Genomic DNA, 21885 nt, shown 5'->3' with positions numbered 1-21885 from the left:
AAAGATTTGTTACAAAGGGAAATGTTAAATTTGAAACAGTAAATTTTTCATAAAAGTGAAGAAATATAAAACAAAATAAAATTTTTTTATAGCTGATAAGAGCACAGAAGAATCGGTTTTCTTTGCCTGTCAGACTTTTATACCTTCTTTCTTTATTGATTAACGGTTTCCTTTATTTTATAAAAAAAGTTGATATGTTTCCAACCTATCCGGAAGTTAATGCATCTATATAAGTATAAAGCCAGACTATGGAACGAGAATTACTAATAGAATGTCAGCGTAACAGCCGCAGTGCACAGCGGAAAGTTTACGAAACCATGGCGGGCCGGCTGTATTCAGTCTGCAGACGCTACCTGAAAAATGATGAAGATATTGAAGAAGTATTGGCAGATACCTTCTACAAAATATTCACGAAGATCACCCAGCTCCAGAATCTGGATACTTTTGAAGCATGGGCCAGAAAAATAGCAGTGAATGAATGCCTTCAGAAATTAAGAGCAGGGAAGACACAATTTATTTCTTTAGAAGACGGCTTTATAGAAACATCCGGTGTACCGGCAGAAAATATTTCCTTTGAAAAAGATATCCTCAGCCTGTTAAACTTCCTTCCCGAAGGGTGCAGAGCGATATTCAACCTTTTCGCAATTGAAGGTTATCCGCATAAAGAAATTGCATCCATGCTTTCCATAAGCGAAGGAACTTCCAAGTCTCAGCTCAATTTTGCCAGGAAAAAACTACAGGAACTTTTGGTAAGTCAAAACATTTAAACTTTACAACAATGGAAAATAATCACGATATAGATAAAAGATTCAATGATGCTTCAAAGTTTTCAGAAGAACCTGCCGGATTTCCTGGTTTTGAAAAAGTTTGGGCAGAAGTTGAAGAAAAACTGGATAAAAAAGAAAACAAAAAGAAAATCATCCCGGCATGGCTGCCTTATGGAATTGCCGCCAGCCTGATCTTGGGCCTTGGAGCCTTTTATTTTCTGAATAAAAAAGATACAGTTCTTCCTCCGGAGCCTGTGGTGGCAAAAAGTATAAAAGAAAAGCCAGCCAAAACTGATATTCTGAAGATAGACAGCACTGTAAGGGCAAATATTAAGAAAGACAGCAAAAAAGATATTCCGGCCCCTGTCTTAGCCTATGAGCCCAAAGCCATTCCCGGTCCGGTTATTCCTCCCGTTTCATTACATCTGCCGGAACCTCCTAAAGTGTATGAAGAATATATAAGCTCCCGTAAAGGGAGTGATACAACATCAAGAGAATCAGCTCTGGAGGACGTGGTTGTAATAGGATACGGAATGAAAAAGGCTGCTTCAGTGACTTCATCAGGTGCTTTAATCGCCTCATCGTATGTAAGTGCCTCCCCAGCTTTAAGTGGAAGGGTAGCCGGGGTATCTGTATTGCCAGGCGCTGATAAAAGGGGAGCAATAAGGATAAGAGGAGCCAGTAGCCTTGGAGCTGCAAAATCTCCACTCTACATTATAGACGGTAAAGTAATAGAGGCAAAAGAGGGGGTATTGAATGTTCTGGATACCAAAAATATTAAAGAATTAAAAGTTCTGAAAGGATTTGACGCAACTTCTTTATATGGAAGCAAAGCCAGTGGGGGAGTAGTGGTCATTACAACCGTAAAAAGCCTTTCTGAAGCTGAACTTAAGAAAATTAAAGAACTGCCGACTAAAGAAGAAAATCCTGAACCTGAAAAGGCACTTCCGAAAGCAGGACAGCTGACAGCAGGAGAAGTCAATGATTTTTCCAAATGGGAGTACTGGAAAGATATTGCTGTTCCTACACTTGCCCAATATAAAAATAGCTGGAAATTCTTCCCGGACAGAAGAGTGTCCGTACAGCTGGTGAACAAAAATAAAAAACCCGTGATCGGGGAAAAAGTAAAGCTTTTGAATGAGAGAAAAGATGTAATCTGGGAAGCGGTTTCTGATAACTTAGGAAACGCGGAGCTATGGATTAATCCAATGACCGGAGGAGGCGAATTTTCAGGAAAATATTCTCTGGCCGACGGTTCAGGGCATACCATCAGTACCAATATAAGGGAATTTAAGAACGGTCAGAATCTTATTGTATTGGATAAAACCTGCATGATCAAAAGAAATTTAGATATTGCTTTTGTAGTAGATGCTACCGGATCGATGGGGGATGAAATTTCCTATCTTCAGTCTGAGCTTCTTGACGTATTGAGAAAAGTGGAAGGAAATCTTAAGAATACAGATGTACGTTATGGTTCTGTTTTTTACAGAGATAAAGGTGATGAATATGTAACCCGGAAATTCGATTTTTCTGAGAATGCGGAAGATTTGATCGGTTTTATAAAGAAACAGAAAGCAGCGGGTGGCGGAGATACACCGGAAGCCGTAGTAGAAGCATTGCAGGTTGCTGTAGATGAATTAAAATGGAGCACCGGAAATTCAACGAAAATAATGTTTCTGATCCTGGATGCCCCCCCGCATCAGTCTGATGAGAATATTGCCGTTCTTTATGAAAAAATAAAGACTGCAGCCCAAAAAGGAATTACCATCATTCCTCTTGCCGCAAGTGATACCGACAAACAGACTGAGTACCTGATGAGAACTTTTGCCCTGATGACCAACGGAACGTATACTTTCCTTACCAATGACAGCGGAATAGGAAATCATCACATAAAACCAACGATTGATTCCTATGAAGTGGAAAAACTGAACGCCCTGCTGCTAAGACTGATTCTTCAGAGAGCAACCCTTCCGGAGTGCCAGGACGGAATTACCAACCAGAACCTGAATAAAAAGCTGGAAACAGAAGCAGATAACCAGGAAGATTCTAAAGTCACCATCTTCCCGAATCCTACCAAAGGGATCATCAATATCAGATCCAAAAATATGATAGATGAACTGTTTGTTTATGACTTGGCAGGAAAGATCATCATGAGAAAAGAGAAACTGGAAGGAGGTAAAAATACAATTGACATTACAGCGTATCCTCAGAGCATTTATCTGATAAGGTTGAGGTTCAATGACCGCTGGGAAACATTTAAAGTGATTAAAAATTAATGAAAAAAAAGAAATTTCTTCGGAGATTTCTTTTTTTTATTTACTTTTAAACAGATAACCATGTATGAAGAAAATCTATCTGACACTCCTGCCATTGGCGGCTAATTTCTTGTTTTCACAAAACACTTATTATTCAGGAACATTTTTGGACCTGAAAGATAACCCAAAGAATTTTTTAAAGGTTTATAATAAAAATAACGGAGTTTATGAACTTACCGATGAAAGAGGTTTTACCATTATTGAAGCCAAAGAGAATGATACTCTGACCTGGAACAATGGCAAAAGCAGACTCATAGTAGGCAGAACCCAGGAGCTCAAAAAGATTTTAGAAGATCATATTGCGAGAGAAAATGTGAGAAAGATTACAAGTGGTGCTTATGATAGTCTGGTAACTAAAGAATTTAAAGATGAGTTCAGCCTGGAGAATTCAAAAGGATTCACCCACGGAGATTACAATTCAGGGTATTCTTCATACAAGGTGAGAAGGATAAAAAAAACAGGTGAAAATTCATACGAAATAAAGAGCCAGCCGGAAAAATACCTTGTCTTTAACGGGAGTTTTACTACCTCCTTTGATATTAAACAGAGAAATTCAATTCCAGAAACCCAAGATCGTTATGTACAGGGGCGTTCAGAAAGCGGACAACTGATATGGAAAGGTCCTGAAACAGGTGAAATGTTCAGCTTTGGTCCTGATATTTCTTCGTTAGGATATGATCATCAGCCCTATCCGTATGATGTGAATGGCAGACTGATTCCTTTAACCAACAGAATGTCTCCGGCAAAAGCCTATCGTAATGATATTTTCAAAACAGTGGCCGGGTATAATAATCAACTGAGGTTAAGTGGCACTCTGAAAAGAGAATATTACGACAAATTACGTTTATCCGTCGATCTGGGTCAGCAGAAAGATATGATGTATTTTGCTGATCAGTATAATATTTCCAACTCATTCAAAACCAAATTGTATGCAGATATTCTTAAGTTTTCTCTGAATTTCGGTTTTAATTATGACAATAATAAGGCGGTGAATTCAAACCGTATAGGGCTTTACAACAGGGTTTATCAAAATTCACTGCTCACTCCGGTTTCTTTTTCAAATGTGCAGAACAGTTTGCTGCCGGATGGAACCCAAAGAAGCTACAGCCGGTTGGCAGACAATCCTTATTTCTTATTGGATCAGAACAGCAAATATAATTACAGGGATCAGAGGAGACAGTTCAGCTTTGATCTGTCAAGAAACTGGAATAAATGGAAACTGAATATCAGCCAGACGTATGAAAATGATGTTTTCCAAAATACTGACCTTTATAAACCCTCTACTTATGGCTTTGTAAATGGTATCTATAACAGTAGGGAACAGAAAAACAGACTTTATTATTCCAATGTTCAGGGGTTTTATTCTCTGGGAGATTACAATCATAAAAGTGTATTAAGTTTTAATTTTATTCTGAATAACAGGGAAACCGATGTATATAACAGCCTTACGCAGACAAAATATACCTACCAAAGAACTTCGCAGGATTATATTCTGAATTATAAATTTGATTATGAGGGATATCGGGGATTCAGAACAGGATTTAATGTGGGAAATGCGTTCTATATATCAAACACTTCAGCTCAAAATAATTACTGGCTTCCGAAACTGAATGCTTACCTGTTTTTTGATGAAATCTTTAATTGGTATGATACAAGCTTCAAAATTCTGGGAAGCTATACCCGGCTGAGTTCGGAACCGGAAATTACAAAATCCTATACCTCTTATGCCACCACAAGGCTGAATGCTCAGGATGCCTATCAGTATTTCCCTGTGCTTGAAGCAGAAACGTTTCGTACTATTTCCAATATCAACAGCAGGGAAGGAAAAATTGGGCTGATCTACACAACAGGCCGCCACCTGAATTTTGAAGCAGAATATTTTAACAGGAAAATAACGGATGATGTTTTCCCTGTTTTTGAAAACAACAGACTGCAGCTCAAAAATGTAGCAGACCACACCTATAATGGCTTTGAAGTTAGTGCCGAATACAATAACCTATATTTTAGCAGCGATTTTAGGATGACGAATAAAGCTTCCTTTTTTAAGTATAAAGATATTGTAAACAGCGTAAAACCAGGATATAACGGATTAGCGGTTTCAGGATTCAGAGATATTTACAAGACATTGTCAGAAGGGGAGGTTCTGGGTGCGGTAAAGGGAAGCTATTTTGAAAGAAACGCTGCGGGAGAGCTGATTATTGACGAGTTCGGTTACCCCAAAAAGGCCGCCGGACTGAAAATTATTTCCGATCCCACTCCCGATTTTGTCATGAAATTCAATCATAATCTCAACTATAAGATGCTGACCCTGGACATTAACTGGGAGTGGAAGAAGGGCGGCCAGATCTGGAACGGAACTCAGGCGGTAATGGATTATTACGGACGTTCTCAAAGTTCTGGTGAAGACAGAAATATCAAAAATTATGTCTTCCAGGGAGTGAATGCAGGAGGAAATGTCAACCAGATTCCGGTGGATTTCTATGATCCCGGGCAGAATGTTTCAAAGAACCGGTGGACGAGGTACGGTTATCTGGGAGTAGCGGAAGACTATGTTCAGAAAGCAGATTACATCAGGATCAATAACATCTCGCTGACCGGAAAGTTCGATGTCGGACGGTTTAAAAGAGGGCTTGGCGTAACGCTTTATGTGAATAATATTCTGCTTTGGCAGGCCAATAAAGGGGCAGATCCTAACCAGAACTTTTATGATCTGGATAACGGAAGAGGGCTTGATTTCTTCAATCTCCCTTCCTACAAGACTTTCGGATGTATGGTTTCATTTCAATTTTAAAGTATGAATTTCAGATTTACAGCATATATTGTACTGCTCGTCGCGTTGTTTTCAAATCACTTGAAAGCGCAGAAGCAGTTTAAAGATTTCGAAAAAGAAAAAACCTATATACAGACCAGCCATGTTTTTTACAAACCCGGTGAGACGATGTATTTTAAAATTTATACAGTACAGGCTGAAAACAATCTTCCCGCAGACCAGAGCCGGGTGGTGAATTTTGAGCTGATTGATCCGTCAGGAAGTGTTGTTTCAAAAAATAAATATGAGATTACCAACGGCTGGTCAGAAGGATATTTCTATTTCAATGAGGATATGAAAGGTGGAATTTACAAAATCAGGGCATTTACAGGCTGGATGCAGAATGAAGAAGGAAAAAATGCCTTTGAAAAAGAAATCACCCTTCAGAAAGTGGTTTCGCCGAGAATTCTGATGAAGCTCGATTTCCCTAAAAAGGGATACGGGGCAGGAGATGAGGTAACGGCTGATTTTTCAATGCGGAGTCTTGCCAACCTGCCAATTCCGTTCTATGAAGCGTATTATACCGTGATGTACAACGGGGAAAAAGTAACGGAAGGCAGCCTGATAACAGATAAAGAAGGAAAAAACCAGCTTAAATTTAATCTTCCCAAAGTTTTAACATCATCAGATGCACTTCTTAATATCAAAGTGGTTTTTGATGGGTTTACAGAATCCATTTCCAGAAATATTCCGGTTGTTCTCAATAAGCTGGATGTAAAATTCATGCCGGAAGGAGGAACTTTTATCAACGGAACAGAACAGAATATAGCATTCAAAATTCTTGATGAATTTGAAAAACCTGTAGACGCAGTACTGGAAATCTATAACGGGAATCATAAGAAAGTCGCTGAAGCGTCTGCATATAACTTCGGAATGGGAAGTTTTATTTTCACCCCTGAAAAAGGACAGACGTATTATGCAAAAGTGACCCGGCCTGAAAATATTTCACAGATATATCCGCTTCCTACAGCTCAGGATGCAGGTATTATTTTTAACCTCCGGAAAGATCATCAGAAGATCTATTTCACCATTACTTCCACAGATAACAGGAATATTGTGGTGAAAGGCAGTTTCCGTGAAAAAGAGATCTACAGCAAGCCGCTTTCCCTGCAAAAAGGGCAGAACCGTTTTGAAATTCCGGAAAGTGAACTTCCGTCAGGAATCAGCAGGTTTACGGTTTTAGAAGGAGAAAAGCCTCTTGCAGAACGGATTGTCTTCACCAATGAAGACCGGCAGATGAACGTTAAGATAAAACCGGTAAAGAAGCATTATCTTCCAAGGGAAAAGGTGGTTCTGGATATTGAGACTACAGACCATAACGGAAAACCTATTCCTGCCAATCTTGCGATGAGCGTAGTGGATGATAAGCTGTGGACATATGCAGATGACAAGCAGAATCATATTCTTTCATGGCTCCTCATGGATTCTGAACTGAAAGGGAAAATAGAAAAACCCCAGTTTTATTTTGATAAAAAAGAAGAAAAAGCAAAGAAAAGTCTTGATCTGGTGATGCTTACCAACGGATATCGGTATTTTGAGCTGGTTCCGGAAGTGGTTAAAAATCAGAAATACAAATACCTTCCCGAAAAAAAGAACCCTATTTATGGAATTGTTGAAGATGAAAAAGGAAACCCTGTGAAAGCAGATATCTATCTGGTAGAAGGAAGCAGAGTGTTGAAACAGGAAACTTCAAACGAAGGAACCTTTTATTTTTCAGATCTCAAACAGTCTTATGGCTACAAGCTGATTGCCAAATCTTTTCAGCCGAAACAGGAAGTGAAAATCAGAATTTTATCCTATAGGCTGGCTGTCAATCCTTTGGCAAAAAAATCCCTGAATAACGTCAATGTGGAAGAGGTGGTAAAAGAAGCGCTGAAAGAGGCAGGAACCATAAAACTGAAGGCAGAACCCCAGTCAGAGCAAGCGAATATGGAAACTTCAAAACAGACTTTCAGAAACCGTCCGGAAAGACCCTCAAGATCGAGAGGAAGTTTGAAAGATACAATAATGAAGAATACCCGTATTGAAGAAGTAGTTATGGTTGCATATGGTGTAATGAGAAAAAAGGACCTCACAGCAGCCGTAACGCCTGTCAAAGCAGAAGAATTACAAAACCCGGACCTTGCTTCTGTTGTGAATGGTAAAGTAGCGGGAGTAACAGTAAATTCTCCAAACGGACAGGCCGGTAGTATGGTCAGTCTGCGGATCAGAGGGACAACCTCTATTTCAAACAAAACACCTCTGTTTATAGTAGACGGAATGCCTGTAGAGAATTTTAGCGCGATCATTAATCCTAATGACATCGACAATATAACCATTCTGAAAGACGCTGTCGCAACCTCTGTTTATGGAAGTCGGGCTGCAAATGGGGTGGTGATTATCAATTCTTTAAGCAATAAAAGATCAGGACTGAAAGCTGATATTACCCCGAAAACCTATTATGCCGTAATGGCCATTCCGAGAGATAGCCTTTTGTCTTATTCATACAGCAGAAATTTTTCCTATCCTGTCTACAAAACTACCAATACGCCCTATCGTTTTGATTACCGGGAAACCCTGTACTGGAATCCTGTAGTGGAAACCGATAAGAACGGGAAAGCCAAAGTTGAATTTTATAATTCTGATGCCAATTCAGCATTCAGGATCATGACGGAAGGAATTTCCGGAACAGGGCAGATTGGAAGGGATGAAACCACTTATGCGGTGCAGAGTCTGATTGCCATTGATGCGAAAATTCCACAATACCTGACGAGGACAGACCAGATGACCATTCCTGTTGTTATCAAAAATAATTCGTCAGAAACCCGGAAAATGAAGCTTGACGTTATTGTTCCAAACCGGGTTAAATTAATAGAATTCGACAGTATTATTACTTTAAAGCCACTAGAGTCAGGAAGAATGCTGGTCAGAATGCAGACGGATGATGTCATCAGTTCCAATATCCAGTTTGCCATACAGTCAGGAGATTTCAGGGAAACAGCAATTTTTCCGTTTAATGTGGAAGAAAAAGGATTTCCGCATCATTATTCCCTGATCAGCAATAAGGCGGAGAACATACACCCTGTTATTCCGGATTACATCAACGGAAGTTTTTTTTCTTCCTATATAGTATTTGATAATACAGCCCTTCAGCTGTTTGAAGATCTTGAAAGGCTGAAACGGGAACCTCACGGATGCTTTGAGCAACTTTCATCAACAGTATATCCTAATATTTTTATTCTTGATTATCTCAAAGCAATTAAAAGAATAACACCAGAAACAGAAGCTTTAGTGATTAGAAATATGAGGAAAGGATTTCAGAAAATGCTTGCTTATAAAGGAAGAGACGGCGGTTTCGGATATTTCAATTCTTCGGAGTCTGATGCTGCGGTATCTGCATTTGCCCTGATGGAATTTAAAGACCTGAAAAAATACGTTCCTATTGACCAGAGGATCATACAGAATCTGACCTCCTTTATTTTATCTAAGAAAAATCAGAACGGAGTTTTTGAAGTGAGAAAGAGCTATGAAATGCAGCGCCCTTTTAATGAACACGCATGGTCCAGGAATCTGTATGTAATCTATGCGCTTTCTAAATCAGGAATTAAAGAAGGGCTGGATCAGGTCTATAAGACAGCACTGGATAAAGCAAAAGCAACCAAAGATTCATATCAGCTGGCTTTAATGGCCAATACGGCAGCCCATCTTAATAAAGACAGCGATTATCAGGAACTCATAACCCTTCTGAATCAGCAGTATGAAAATGATAAGCTGAAAACAGAAACTACTTTTACCGGCTCGGGAGGCTTTTCTGCCAAAGCAGAAACTTTATCGCTGTACATCATGGCATTGCAGAAAGATGAAAAACTGAATGAACTGAAAATTGCAGAAGCTGTTGATAGGCTTGTTAATTATAACGGATATTACGGTTTCGGATCTACACAGGCAACGGCACTTGCTCTGGAAGCCTTATCTGATTTCTTTGCGAAAAATGAGAAATTATACGGTACACAGAAACCGGTTGTTACCATCAACGGAGCAAAAACAAAACCGGATCTCAGCCTGTCTTCAGCTTATAAAACCGGACAGAATGAAATTAAAGTAGAATATGACGGCTCAATCCAGAAAGGGCTTCCTTACAAGCTGGAATATCAGTATTATACACTTCAGGCACCTGAAAGCAAAGATATTCCGGTAATATTGGAAACCAGATTAAAACAGGGAATTTCAAAGGTAGGAGAGACCAGCAGAATGACAGTAAATGTTAAAAATAAAATCAACGGACCTTTGCCGATGGTTACTGCAAAAATTGGTATTCCTGCCGGACTGTCCTTACAAAATGCCCTGCTGAAAGATCTTATCGATAAAAAACAGATATCTTATTATGAGATTTCCGATAATTATCTGGTATTGTACTGGGAACATTTTGATGCCCAGGAAACCAAAGTAATCAACCTTGACCTGAAAGTGGAATTTGCAGGCGAGTACACCGGAAAATCCAGTAATGTCTACATGTATTATATGCCGGAATCTAAATTCTGGAATCAGGGAGTAACAGTAAAAACAGAATACTAAATAAAAAAATAGTCTGAATCCCGGGTCGGCATGATCCGGGATTTTTATTTCCCACAGATGACACAGAAAACAGAGGTTTTAAAAACAGCATAATAATTTAAATCCTTGTGTCATTGAGTTTTCTGATAATCATCATCTATTATAAAATAGAAAAATTTAAATAAGGTAATTAAGAGCAAAATTAATTTTCAAAAATTATTGAAAATTCAAAATATTTAATTATATTTGTAACAGGAATTTAAAAAGAAAGAACATATGCAGCTTTCAGAAGCAAAAGAAAAGTATATACAGACGTGGGGAACCTTTGCTACCAATTGGGGAATCAACCGTACCATGGCGCAGGTTCATGCATTGCTTCTGGCGAATGGAAAGCCTCTTTCTACTGATGAAGTGATGGAACAGCTGGAAATTTCAAGAGGAAATGCCAATATGAATCTCCGGGCTTTAATTGACTGGGGAATTGTAAGGAAAGAGCTGATTAAAGGAGATCGGAAAGAATATTTTGTTGCAGAAAAAGATGTCTGGTATCTGTTTAAGCAAATCACCAAAGAACGTAGAAAAAGAGAAATTGATCCGGTGATTGCCTTTTTGGAAGAACTGAGAAATATTGAAGACAAGGACTCGGATGAAGCAAAAGAGTTTATAAAACTGATGGGGGATTTCAGTTCAGTTACCAATAAGATCAGCAATATTATGGATCTGGCAATCAAAAGTGACGACCACTGGCTGGTAGGGAAGATCACCAACCTGTTAAAATAGAAGAGGATATTCATCCTTTTTTATTTCATATTGATTTTCAAAAATTACTGAAAATATAAAATAAATAAAAATTATGAGAAGTTTGATCATTCATTTATTTCTGATCTTTTATTTCGTAAAAATCTGATTTTTTAAAACTTAAAAACAAAAGCCATGACAAAACTATTTGAAAAACATCTTTACCTGCTGGTTTTCACCATCATTGCCCTGATTATTATCGCATGGTTCCTGCTGATAGAAAATGGAAGTTATGGAATTACCCTGTTCCTTACCATACCCATCACCATTGGATTTATTATTGGGTATTTATCCTACTTTAAAGACTTCAGTATAAGAAAAATCCTCACTATAGGAGGTAAAATAGCCGGAGGTTTGCTTATAATATCGGTTATTCTTATTGTTTGCGGTATAGAAGGAGCCATCTGTATTATCATGGCACTTCCGTTTATCGCTTTTGCTATACTGGTAGGATATTCTGTGGGATTAATCCTTGGAAACCTGGATAAATCAAGATATACCGGCAGTGTTCTCCTGTTTTTTCTTATCATTAATCCGGCTTCCTATATTTTTGATACGTATGCGGAACCCATTCAGGATACAGTGACTACCGAAATGATTGTCAATGCTCCTTCAGAAAAAGTATGGCAGCTGTTGAGTACAGAAATAAAGTTCAGCAAACCGGATTTTGTCTTGTTTGAAAAAGGAGTAAGCTATCCTCAAAGTATAAAATTAACTGAACATAACGGCAGATCTTTTTACACCTGTACAACCAATAATGATAAGATCAATCTGAATATCGACGAATTCACAGACAACAAAAAAGTTAAATTTTCTCTGGAAAACCAAACCGTACCCATGAAAGAAGTAAGTCCTTATGACGAAATAGATGCTAAACATTTACACGAGTATTTTATTGTCAATTACGGCGAAATTTCTCTGGAAAAACTTTCAGAAAACAAAACAAAAATAACTGCGAAAACTCAATACAGCTATAAGATTGCTCCGAAATGGTACTGGAAGAAATGGTCCAATTATATTCTGGATAAAATGCAGGGACATGTATTGAATTCTATTAAAAACCAAACTGAACATGACTGATCTGCAAACCTATTTTAACGACATCCAGCCGAAATACTATATCAACGAAATCGCTTCCTTAGGCTTTACAGGGCTATTCAGAAAAATGGCGGTGAGAAAAGTAAAAAATTATAGCGATAAAAGGGTGCTGGACCTGATGAGCGGACAGGGAGAAAATCTCAGGTATCTTCAGAAGCCAAATAAAAATACCCGTATTGTAACTCTGGATTTTTCCTCAGCCATGAACCGGAAGCTGTCTTCGGAGTTTAAAGAACGGTATTCCATCAGGCAGATTGAAAAAGACTTTTTCAGCAACGGGATTCAGGATTGTTCCATGGATATTATTCTTTGTTCTTACGGTACAAAGACCATTGAAAAAGAAAAAGAGCAGCTTTTCGCGGAGGAATTATCCAGAATTATAGACCAGAACGGTGAGATTATCATTGTAGAATTTGTTAAGCCCAGAACTCCATGGCGGTTCAGCTGTGTGAAATGCTATATTGAAATTTTGGTTTCAAAAATCTTTGGAAAAGAGTTTAAGGAATTATTCTATTATATCAATCAATATGAGGGCCTGCACAATCTTAAAGAACATTTCATCAATGAAAACCTATCGGTTTTGACGTATAAAAGATATCTTGATCTTATTGAAATCCTGCATGTAAAAAAAGGTTAATCTAAAATCAGGAATTGTATAAATAACCAAAGGCGGTTTTATTATTTTTAAAATAAATTATCATGAAAACGTTTACAAAGATTGATTATTTCATACAGATTTTCGCTCTGTTAGTGGGATTTCTGTCTTTAATTAACGGATTTCAGGATATGGGAGCTTTACGTTTTTACTTTATTGTGGGCGGCTCACAGCTGATCAGTTTTATGATAAGACTGTTTTTAAAAGAAAAAAAATCTCCGGGATATATCGCCTATGGAATACTCATTCTTCCGGTCTGGATTATTTTGCTGGTCTATTTTCTGATGGGGCCCTTTAAATACCCTGCTTCTCTGCTCTATCTATTAATGTCTTCTCTGATGTACAGTCCGATTATGGCGATTATATACATCTACTATTGCTATATAAATTACAAATTCTATAACTCAGAATCATGAAAACCTTAAAAAAACACACCCTGATCTACGACAATGAATGTCCGATGTGCAGCATCTATTCAAAAGGTTTTACCAGCTGTGGAATGCTTGATGAAAACGGCCGTGAAGCCTTTACGGAGTTAAGTTTAAAGAACAGAAAGCTGATTGATTTCCACCGTGCCAAAAATGAAATTGCATTAATCAATCATGAAAGCAGTAAGGTTGTTTATGGCCTGGACAGCCTGCTGCTGATTATCGGGAATTCATTCCCATTATTGGAGAAAATAGCGAGGATTCAGCCGCTCTACTGGTTTTTCAGAAAAATGTATTCTTTTGTGTCTTACAACAGAAAACAGATCATTCCGTCAGAAAAAGATCACACGGAACAGGCCTGTACTCCTGATTTTAACCTGAAATACAGACTGGCTTATATGGTTTTTGTGGTCATGTTCTCAGCCGGTGTTCTGAGCATATTTTCTGCGAAATTAGGATTAGGAATCAGTAAGAATTTCTGGAGAGAACTCATGATATGTTTTGGACAGATTGCCTGGCAGGTTTTATTCTTAAGAGTGTATTTAAAAAACAAAATCTGGGATTATCTTGGAAATATGATGACCGTTTCCCTGATCGGAACCTTGCTTTTGATCCCCGCTCTACTGCTGAATCTGACGTCCGTTCCTGCTATCATTTATTTTGGAACAGTAGTATTTATTATGTTTCTGGAGCATCTGAGAAGATGCCGGATTTTAAAATTAAACCTTCTTCCTACTCTTTCATGGATGATATTCAGAATGACCGTTTTAGCCGTACTTATTCTGGTTAACCTTTAAAAAACTAAAAAATGAATCATGCCGAACTTATAAAAAAAGTAGAATGGAAGGATCTGAGGTCTCTTTCCACGAAGGAAATACTGATTGAAAATAATATCAGCCTTCCGTGGTTCTTTATTTCCTTATTTCTGGCTTATCATGGATATTACTGGGCTGCTCTGCCGTTTTCGGGATTTTATTTCCTGACAGCGCTCAGACAGGTTCACAACGGGTTTCACAATTCACTCGGGACCGGAAAATTCCTTACCTGGCTGTCTATGTATCTTAACAGTATTCTGATGATGACTTCTATTCACGCTGTAAAGTTCAATCATATGAGACATCATAAATACTGCCTTTCCGAAGAAGATTATGAAGGGAAACCTGCTTCTATGAAATGGTATGAAGCCATTCTGTATGGCCCTAAGCATATGTTTCTGATTCATCTGATCACTTTCAGGCTGGCCAATAAAAATTACAGGAAGAAAATGCTCTTTGAGCTGATCTCAGTCATCGCTTTTGTAGCTGCAGCCTTTTATTTCCAGATTCATTTCCTGATCTACCATATCTCAGTGATGATCTTTAGTGAATTTTTAATGGCCTTTTTTGCCGTATGGACGGTTCATCACGATACCCATGAACACCCAAATGTAGCAAGAACGCAGCGGGGATTCTGGAAAAATAAGCTTACGTTCAGCATGTTTTATCATATGGAGCATCACCTGTTTCCGGCAGTTCCCACCATTAAGCTGCCCGAACTGGCTGCCCGAATTGATAAAGCACTCCCTGAACTGGATAAAAAACAAACCTTTTAAAAGATGGAAAGCATATATTTGGAAACCCTCATCAAAGCAGATATTCAGAAAGTGTTTGACCTGGCAAGAGACATAGATCTGCACCAGAGATCCACTGCAGGAACCCATGAAAAAGCAATTGCAGGAAGGACCTCCGGATTGATTGAAGAAAATGAAACGGTAACCTGGAGAGCAAAACATCTGGGAATTTACCAGACGCTCACCTCAAAAATCATCAGCATGGAAAAACCTTACCGCTTTACCGATATCATGCTGGAAGGAGCTTTTAAAAGCATGAAACATCAGCATATTTTTAAAGCTAAACAAGAAAATACCCTGATGATCGACATTTTCGAGTTTGAATCACCATTCGGGATCATTGGGAAAATGTTCAGCAAAGCTTTTCTTAAAAATTACCTTAAGCAGTTTCTGCTCCAAAGGAACGAACTGATCAGGAAAACAGCAGAAGGAAATTAAATACATCTTACTTTAACCATTAAAACCCCGGAAAAATGAACTTTTTAAAAGCAGAATGGCGTAAACTGGCCATCATCAACTATGATATTAATCCTGACATCCTTTTAAAATACCTGCCGGAAGGTACGGAACTCGATTTTTATCAGGATAAATGCTATGTCAGTCTGGTTGGATTTATGTTTCTCAATACTAAGCTGCTTGGTTTTCCCATTCCGTTTCACAGAAACTTTGAGGAAGTGAATCTCAGATTTTATGTGAAAAAGAAAGAAAACGGAATCTGGAAAAGAGGAGTGGTTTTTATTAAAGAAATTGTTCCCAAGCCCGCCCTTAGTTTTGTGGCCAATTCCGTTTATAAAGAAAATTACACCACAATGCCCATGAAAAATAAGATACATGAAAAGGATAATGAGCTGTTAATCCGGTATTCATGGAAAGATAAAGCCTGGCATTCTATTGAAATAACAGCCGGAAACCAACTTTTAAAAATGGAAGCCGATTCAGAGTTTGAATTCATTACCGAGCATTATTATGGGTTTACCAAACGGCAAAACAGTACTTCAGAATATGAGGTAGTTCATCCAAAATGGGATCATTACCATGTAAAAAATCATCAGCTGGACCTCTGCTTCAGCAAGATATACGGAACTGATTTTGAATGTCTCAACCATCAGAAACCTGTTTCCGTAATGCTGGCAGAAGGTTCCGAAATTCAGGTAAAAACAAAAAAGTACCTCAGAAAAATCTGAAAACTCTCTTTGGAAACAAGCATCTTAGTTCTTAACCGCTAAACTTTGAACCCTAAACCTTGAACTTTAAATCCTAAACCCCATGAAAATAGTCATAGCCGGAGGAACCGGATTCCTCGGAGAAAACCTTGAAAAATACTTTACTGAAAAAGGAGACCAGGTGTTCATCCTCACCAGAAATCCGAAACGAAAAAATGAAATCTACTGGAATGCAGAAAGCCTTGGCGAATGGCAGCGTATTCTTGATGGGTCTGATGTGCTGATCAATCTTACCGGAAAATCTGTTGACTGCAGATATAACGAAAAAAATAAAAGAGAAATCTATACCTCAAGAATCAGCAGTACGAGAATCCTTCAGGAAGCGGTTACCCGATGTAAAGTAAAACCTGTAGTCTGGCTGAATGCAAGTTCTGCAACCATTTACATCCATTCCGAAACCCAGCAGAATACCGAAAAGAACGGAATTATCGGGGACGATTTTTCCATGAATATCTGCAAAAGCTGGGAGAAAGAATTCTTCAGCGTTCAGAGTGAAAACGTAAGAAAAGTAGCGTTGAGAACTTCTATTGTACTGGGGTGTGATGGCGGTGCCTTTCCAAAACTGAGAATGATCACAAAACTCGGGCTCGGCGGAAAACAGGGGAGAGGAGACCAGAAAGTAAGCTGGATTCATATTGATGATTTCTGCCGGGCCGTAGAATGGATCATAAGACGTGAAGACATATCAGACGTGATTAATATAACCTCTCCTGAACCCGTATCCAATAATGACCTGATGAAGACAATGAGAAAGCTGTTGAAAATTCCTTTCGGATTAAATGCTCCGGTCTGGCAGCTGGAAATAGCCTCTGCACTTTTAGGAACCGAAACCGAATTATTGCTTAAAAGCAGGAATGTATACCCCGAAAAAATCATGAGAAGCGGTTTTCAGTTTACGTATTTCAACCTTAAGGAAGCACTGAAAGATTTGCTTAAAAGTTAAACTTGCTGATTAATGAAATGATGATTAAATTAGCAGAAAACGAACCTCATATGCCCGTTAAACAGAAGTCAAAGTCCTTTTTGCTGTCGTCATTTCTCATCTCAACTGCCTTTTTTTCACAGGCGCACAATGTTTCTGAGGGCTATGTTAAGCCGGATGATCCTCTTGTGGTACAGCATCTGGAACAGTGGCAGGATCTTAAGTTCGGATTGTTTATGCATTGGGGAACTTACAGCCAGTGGGGAATTGTGGAAAGCTGGAGCCTCTGCCCGGAAGATGAGTCGTGGACACAGAGAAAGCCGGAGCACGGAGCATCCTATTACGACTATGTGAAAAACTATGAGAATCTGCAGACGACTTTTAATCCTACCAGGTTTAACCCTCAGAAATGGGCAGATGCTGCAAAGAAAGCAGGAATGAAATATGTGGTGTTTACGACAAAACATCATGACGGCTTTACGATGTTCGATACCAAAGAATCTGATTATAAAATTACTTCCTCCAAAACTCCTTTTTCAAAAAATCCCAAAGCGGATGTTACCAAAGAGATCTTCAGTACTTTCAGAAAAGAAGGATTTAAAATAGGAGCCTATTTTTCAAAACCGGACTGGCACTCCGAAAATTATTGGTGGCCCTATTTCCCGCCAAAAGACAGGAATGTTAATTACGATCCGAAGAAATACCCCGAAAGATGGGATAGCTTTAAAAAATTCACCTTCAACCAGCTGAATGAAATTACTTCCAGTTATGGAAAAATCGATATTCTATGGCTGGACGGCGGCTGGGTAAGACCTTTTCATTCCATTGATCCCGCCGTAGAATGGCAGAGGACCATCAAAGTAGAGCAGGACATCGACATGGATAAAATTGGGACGATGGCGAGGAAAAATCAGCCGGGAATTATTATTGTAGACCGTACCGTTCCCGGAAAATGGGAGAATTATGTTACTCCCGAACAGGCCGTTCCCGAACACGCTCTTTCCATTCCCTGGGAAAGCTGTATTACTATGGGGGATTCCTTTTCCTATGTTCCGGATGACAACTATAAGTCTTCCCAAAAGATCATTGAAACGCTTATCAAAATTATTTCAGGAGGAGGTAATTACCTGATGAATATCGCTCCCGGACCTGATGGCGATTACGATGCTGTGGTATATGACAGACTGAAAGAAATTTCCGGATGGATGGAGAAAAACCAGTCTGCGGTTTTTGCTACAAGAAGCATCGCCCCTTATCACGAAGAGAATTTTTATTATACCCGGAGTAAAGACGGCAAAACTGTAAATGTTTTTCACATCAGTGAAAAAGCAGAATATAAAGCTCCGGAGAATCTTGCATTCACCGTCCCTGAAAACTTCAAACCTAACACTGTACAAATCTTAGGACTTCCGTCAAAAATACAGTGGAAGCACAGCGGTAATACAATAGAAATTAAAATGCCGCGGGACAGATCAGCATTACAATATGCAACAGTTATTCAGATGAAGAAATAAGAGAGAACGGAAGATCCGTTTTATCTGCCAGCCTGGATTATCCGGGAATTGAAATTATCTTTGGTATGGTATATGTACATTTATCGTAAATCAGGATGAATTTAAGATAATTAAATTCTCTTAAAATGTAAATATCATGAAAAAGTTATTTATTTCAACCGTATTGTTATTAGGATTATCGATGAATGTTTTTGCCCAGGAACATCCTCCGCTTCCTCCACATCCGTCAAAAACAGAGTTGATTAATCACAAAATGAGTGAACTGGATAAAAGATATAAAGCCGAAAGGAAACTGATCCAGAAACATCCGCTTTTAACCAAAAAAATGAAAAAAGCACAACTGCAGGCACTTAATGAGAAATATCAAAGCCAGAAACGGCTTCTTAAAAGAATGAAATAATCAGATTTTTTTTGATTAACCAATTAAAAACAGCACAGAATAAATAAAAAGAGCAGGCTAAAAGTCCTGCTCTTGTGTTTTTATAATGATATTTAATACACTTTTCTGGCCAGTAGAAGATTAAGGAGGAAAGTTCCCGTCCAGTTACTGTTATTAGAACCGTTGTTCCCGATAAAATCAATACGGGCCACTGAAACCGTAAGCCGCGTTTTTCCGCCGGTCCCGTTATTCGCAAGACTCACAAAAGAAGCGGTAAACACATCCGGAAAGCTTGAGTTGTTTCCCGCCGTAAGAATAGGATACATATTATTCACATTGAAGGGCGGCCCCTGATATTCATAAACAAGGGTCATTCTGCTTGCATTGGCATAATTAGTCGTGTGACCATAGGGAGTAGAGGTTTTGCTGATGACCCACCATGCGTTTGCTCCCGTTCCTGTATCGTATGTACTCACTGTATGATTGGTCCAGTCTGCAACAGGAGAAGTTCCGTCTTTATGCGGAGGAATAAAAAGCTGAACTCCGAAAATTTCAACGTTGTTGGGTTTAGGTAATACTGTAAATGACAGATCCCAGGTTCCCAAAGTCGTGTTGCTGTTATTCACAACTTCCGCATAGGCCCCGGTGGGAATGGTAAAAGAAGATACCGGGTTATTGTCAATTCTTAAGGTATTACCACTGGATGCCTGAAGGGTAATATCAAATGACGATATATTTTTGATCTTATAAATCCTGCCCGTAAAGCTGGTTGTACCCGTTCCGATAACCGGAAGCGTAAAAGTAGTATTGGCTGAGCCGTTATACGTAAGATAATGATCTGTAGCGATAATGTTATATGATACAGCCGTAATTTCTTTGTAGTTGGCTCCTAATGATCCGTTAATCATTAAAGTACTGTTAGGAGTTTGTGTATTGATGCCAACTTGTGCATTCGATAAAACACCCCATAGCAAAATGAGGGAAGTAATAATCTTTGTTTTCATATTTTTATTTTTTAAGCTAAAATATAAAAAATTATTCTATCATATTTATTTATAGAGTGTTAAAGTTGGTTTTTTAACATTAAATCTCTTAGTGGTGAGATGTTAGGAATAAAATATAGCAGAATTAGAAATCTGTGTTTAAAACTAAACTGATAATTTTTCACTGTATTTTAAGCCTCTGATTGATAAAACAGGATTTGTGTTCAGTGAAATATGGAACAGGAGACCACGAAACATCAAAATTTTTTCCTTAAATTCGCATAAAAATTTTTAAAATAATGAATTACGATATTATTGTCATTGGAAGTGGTCCTGGTGGATATGTTACTGCAATCAGAGCAGCACAGTTGGGTTTCAAAACCGCAATTATCGAGAAAGAAAACTTAGGAGGAATCTGTCTTAACTGGGGTTGTATTCCAACGAAAGCCTTATTGAAATCTGCTCAGGTTTTTCATTATATTAACCATGCTGAAGATTACGGATTAAACAAAGTAGAAGGAAGCTTTGAATTTCCAAATGTAATCCAGAGAAGCCGCGGTGTGGCCAGCAAAATGAGCAAAGGAATCGAATTCTTGATGAAAAAGAATAAGATTGATGTAATTCTTGGAACTGCCAAAGTTCAGAAAGGTAAAAAAGTTTCTGTTACCGATAAAGACGGTAAGGTAACCGAATATTCAGCCAGCCATATCATCATTGCAACAGGAGCACGTTCAAGAGAACTGCCTAACCTGCCGCAGGATGGTAAAAAAGTAATCGGATACAGACAGGCATTATCACTTCCAGAGCAGCCGAAATCTATGATTGTTGTAGGTTCCGGAGCTATCGGGGTAGAATTTGCCGATTTCTATAACACGATGGGAACTAAAGTAACGGTTGTAGAATTTATGCCGAACATTGTTCCTGTAGAAGATGAAGAAGTTTCTAAACACTTAGAGAAATCTCTTAAAAAATCCGGAATCGAAATTATGACCAATGCTTCTGTAGAAAGCGTTGATACAAGTGGTGAAGGAGTAAAAGCCAATGTAAAAACAGCAAACGGAAACATCACGCTTGAAGCGGATATTCTGCTTTCTGCTGTAGGTATTGCTGCAAACATCGAAAACATTGGTTTAGAAGAAGTGGGAATCCAGACGGATAAAGGAAGAGTATTGGTAAACGAATGGTACGAAACTTCAGTACCGGGTTACTATGCAATCGGAGATATTATCCCTACCCAGGCTCTGGCACACGTAGCTTCTGCTGAAGGGATTACCTGTGTTGAGAAAATTAAAGGAATGCATGTTGAAAAAATTGATTACGGAAATATCCCGGGATGTACTTACTGCCACCCTGAAGTAGCTTCCGTAGGTCTTACAGAAAAACAGGCTAAAGAAAAAGGATATGAAATCAAAGTAGGTAAATTCCCTCTTTCTGCAAGTGGTAAAGCTACTGCAAACGGAAATACAGACGGATTTATCAAGGTAATCTTTGATGCTAAATACGGTGAGTGGCTGGGATGCCACATGATTGGGGAAGGAGTAACCGATATGGTAGCAGAAGCTGTAGTGGCAAGAAAGCTTGAAACAACAGGTCATGAGATCATCAAATCTATCCACCCGCATCCAACTGTATCTGAAGCGATCATGGAAGCAGCAGCAGCAGCTTATGGTGAAGTGATTCACATCTAATCTTAAAAAGATCTTACAGATATATAAAAGCCCGGAATTTCCGGGCTTTTTTTGTGGTCATGGCTAAAATCCTGCAACTAAACAAAACTTCCGGTCTTTAATCTGAGTTTTCCCATCCGGCTCAGGTTATCATTCAAAGATTTCCCTTACAGTTAACCCTCTCC

The 21885-nt window shown here is 38.6% G+C and carries 17 protein-coding genes; 16 read left to right on the top strand and 1 reads right to left on the bottom strand.

The genetic code is table 11. The annotated features are described in order from the left end of the window. Positions 1-248 precede the first annotated feature (248 nt). The 15 genes from AOB46_RS02490 (at position 249) to AOB46_RS02420 (ending at position 19071) form a co-directional block, all read left to right on the top strand. Positions 249-767, top strand: a complete 519-nt coding sequence (locus AOB46_RS02490; RefSeq protein WP_062696449.1) for an RNA polymerase sigma factor — start codon at positions 249-251, stop codon at positions 765-767. 11 nt (positions 768-778) lie between these two features. After that, entirely contained in the window at positions 779-3043 is a 2265-nt protein-coding gene (locus tag AOB46_RS02485) for a TonB-dependent receptor plug domain-containing protein (RefSeq protein ID WP_062696448.1), read from the top strand. Between the two features lie 64 nt (positions 3044-3107). Beyond that, positions 3108-5873, top strand: coding sequence for a hypothetical protein (locus AOB46_RS02480; RefSeq protein ID WP_062696447.1), 2766 nt, complete (start codon positions 3108-3110; stop codon positions 5871-5873). Between the two features lie 3 nt (positions 5874-5876). Then, complete coding sequence (locus AOB46_RS02475) at positions 5877-10445, top strand: TonB-dependent receptor plug domain-containing protein (protein ID WP_062696446.1); 4569 nt, start codon at positions 5877-5879, stop codon at positions 10443-10445. A 255-nt stretch (positions 10446-10700) separates the two neighbouring features. After that, complete coding sequence (locus tag AOB46_RS02470; protein ID WP_062696445.1) at positions 10701-11204, top strand: GbsR/MarR family transcriptional regulator; 504 nt, start codon at positions 10701-10703, stop codon at positions 11202-11204. Positions 11205-11357: 153 nt separating this feature from the next. Beyond that, the gene (locus AOB46_RS02465) at positions 11358-12302 is read left to right on the top strand and encodes a hypothetical protein (protein ID WP_062696444.1); all 945 of its coding nucleotides are present in this window, start codon (positions 11358-11360) and stop codon (positions 12300-12302) included. Next, positions 12295-12957 carry a class I SAM-dependent methyltransferase gene (locus AOB46_RS02460; RefSeq protein WP_062696443.1) on the top strand — a complete coding sequence of 221 codons (663 nt, stop codon included), beginning with the start codon at positions 12295-12297 and terminating at the stop codon, positions 12955-12957. The genes AOB46_RS02465 and AOB46_RS02460 overlap by 8 nt, the downstream gene beginning before the upstream one ends. Before the next feature lie 62 nt (positions 12958-13019). Next, the gene (locus AOB46_RS02455; RefSeq protein WP_062696442.1) at positions 13020-13391 is read left to right on the top strand and encodes a hypothetical protein; all 372 of its coding nucleotides are present in this window, start codon (positions 13020-13022) and stop codon (positions 13389-13391) included. After that, entirely contained in the window at positions 13388-14200 is an 813-nt protein-coding gene (locus AOB46_RS02450) for a DCC1-like thiol-disulfide oxidoreductase family protein (RefSeq protein WP_062696441.1), read from the top strand. Before AOB46_RS02455 ends, AOB46_RS02450 begins: the two co-directional genes overlap by 4 nt. An 11-nt stretch (positions 14201-14211) precedes the next feature. Further along, a complete protein-coding gene (locus AOB46_RS02445) occupies positions 14212-14994 on the top strand; it encodes a fatty acid desaturase family protein (protein ID WP_062696440.1) in 783 nt (260 codons plus the stop codon). Between the two features lie 3 nt (positions 14995-14997). Further along, complete coding sequence (locus AOB46_RS02440) at positions 14998-15450, top strand: SRPBCC family protein (RefSeq protein WP_062696439.1); 453 nt, start codon at positions 14998-15000, stop codon at positions 15448-15450. A 35-nt stretch (positions 15451-15485) separates the two neighbouring features. Continuing rightward, entirely contained in the window at positions 15486-16196 is a 711-nt protein-coding gene (locus AOB46_RS02435; protein WP_062696438.1) for a YqjF family protein, read from the top strand. Between the two features lie 82 nt (positions 16197-16278). Continuing rightward, positions 16279-17178 carry a TIGR01777 family oxidoreductase gene (locus AOB46_RS02430; RefSeq protein WP_062696437.1) on the top strand — a complete coding sequence of 300 codons (900 nt, stop codon included), beginning with the start codon at positions 16279-16281 and terminating at the stop codon, positions 17176-17178. A 17-nt stretch (positions 17179-17195) separates the two neighbouring features. Further along, positions 17196-18671, top strand: coding sequence for an alpha-L-fucosidase (locus AOB46_RS02425; RefSeq protein WP_241489148.1), 1476 nt, complete (start codon positions 17196-17198; stop codon positions 18669-18671). A 136-nt stretch (positions 18672-18807) separates the two neighbouring features. Further along, positions 18808-19071, top strand: a complete 264-nt coding sequence (locus AOB46_RS02420; protein ID WP_062696436.1) for a hypothetical protein — start codon at positions 18808-18810, stop codon at positions 19069-19071. 92 nt (positions 19072-19163) lie between these two features. Here AOB46_RS02420 and AOB46_RS02415 read toward each other — a convergent pair whose 3' ends face one another. Beyond that, positions 19164-20054 (bottom strand): hypothetical protein, encoded by an 891-nt coding sequence (locus tag AOB46_RS02415; protein ID WP_062696435.1) that lies wholly within the window; start codon positions 20052-20054, stop codon positions 19164-19166. Positions 20055-20332: 278 nt separating this feature from the next. Between AOB46_RS02415 and lpdA the strand changes: the two genes are divergently transcribed. Continuing rightward, the gene (lpdA, locus tag AOB46_RS02410; RefSeq protein WP_062696434.1) at positions 20333-21721 is read left to right on the top strand and encodes a dihydrolipoyl dehydrogenase; all 1389 of its coding nucleotides are present in this window, start codon (positions 20333-20335) and stop codon (positions 21719-21721) included. Positions 21722-21885 lie beyond the last annotated feature (164 nt).

The sequence above is a fragment of the Chryseobacterium indologenes genome (genome assembly GCF_001295265.1).
Taxonomy (GTDB): Bacteria; Bacteroidota; Bacteroidia; order Flavobacteriales; family Weeksellaceae; genus Chryseobacterium; species Chryseobacterium indologenes_A.
This window is presented reverse-complemented; position numbering and strand designations above follow the sequence as displayed.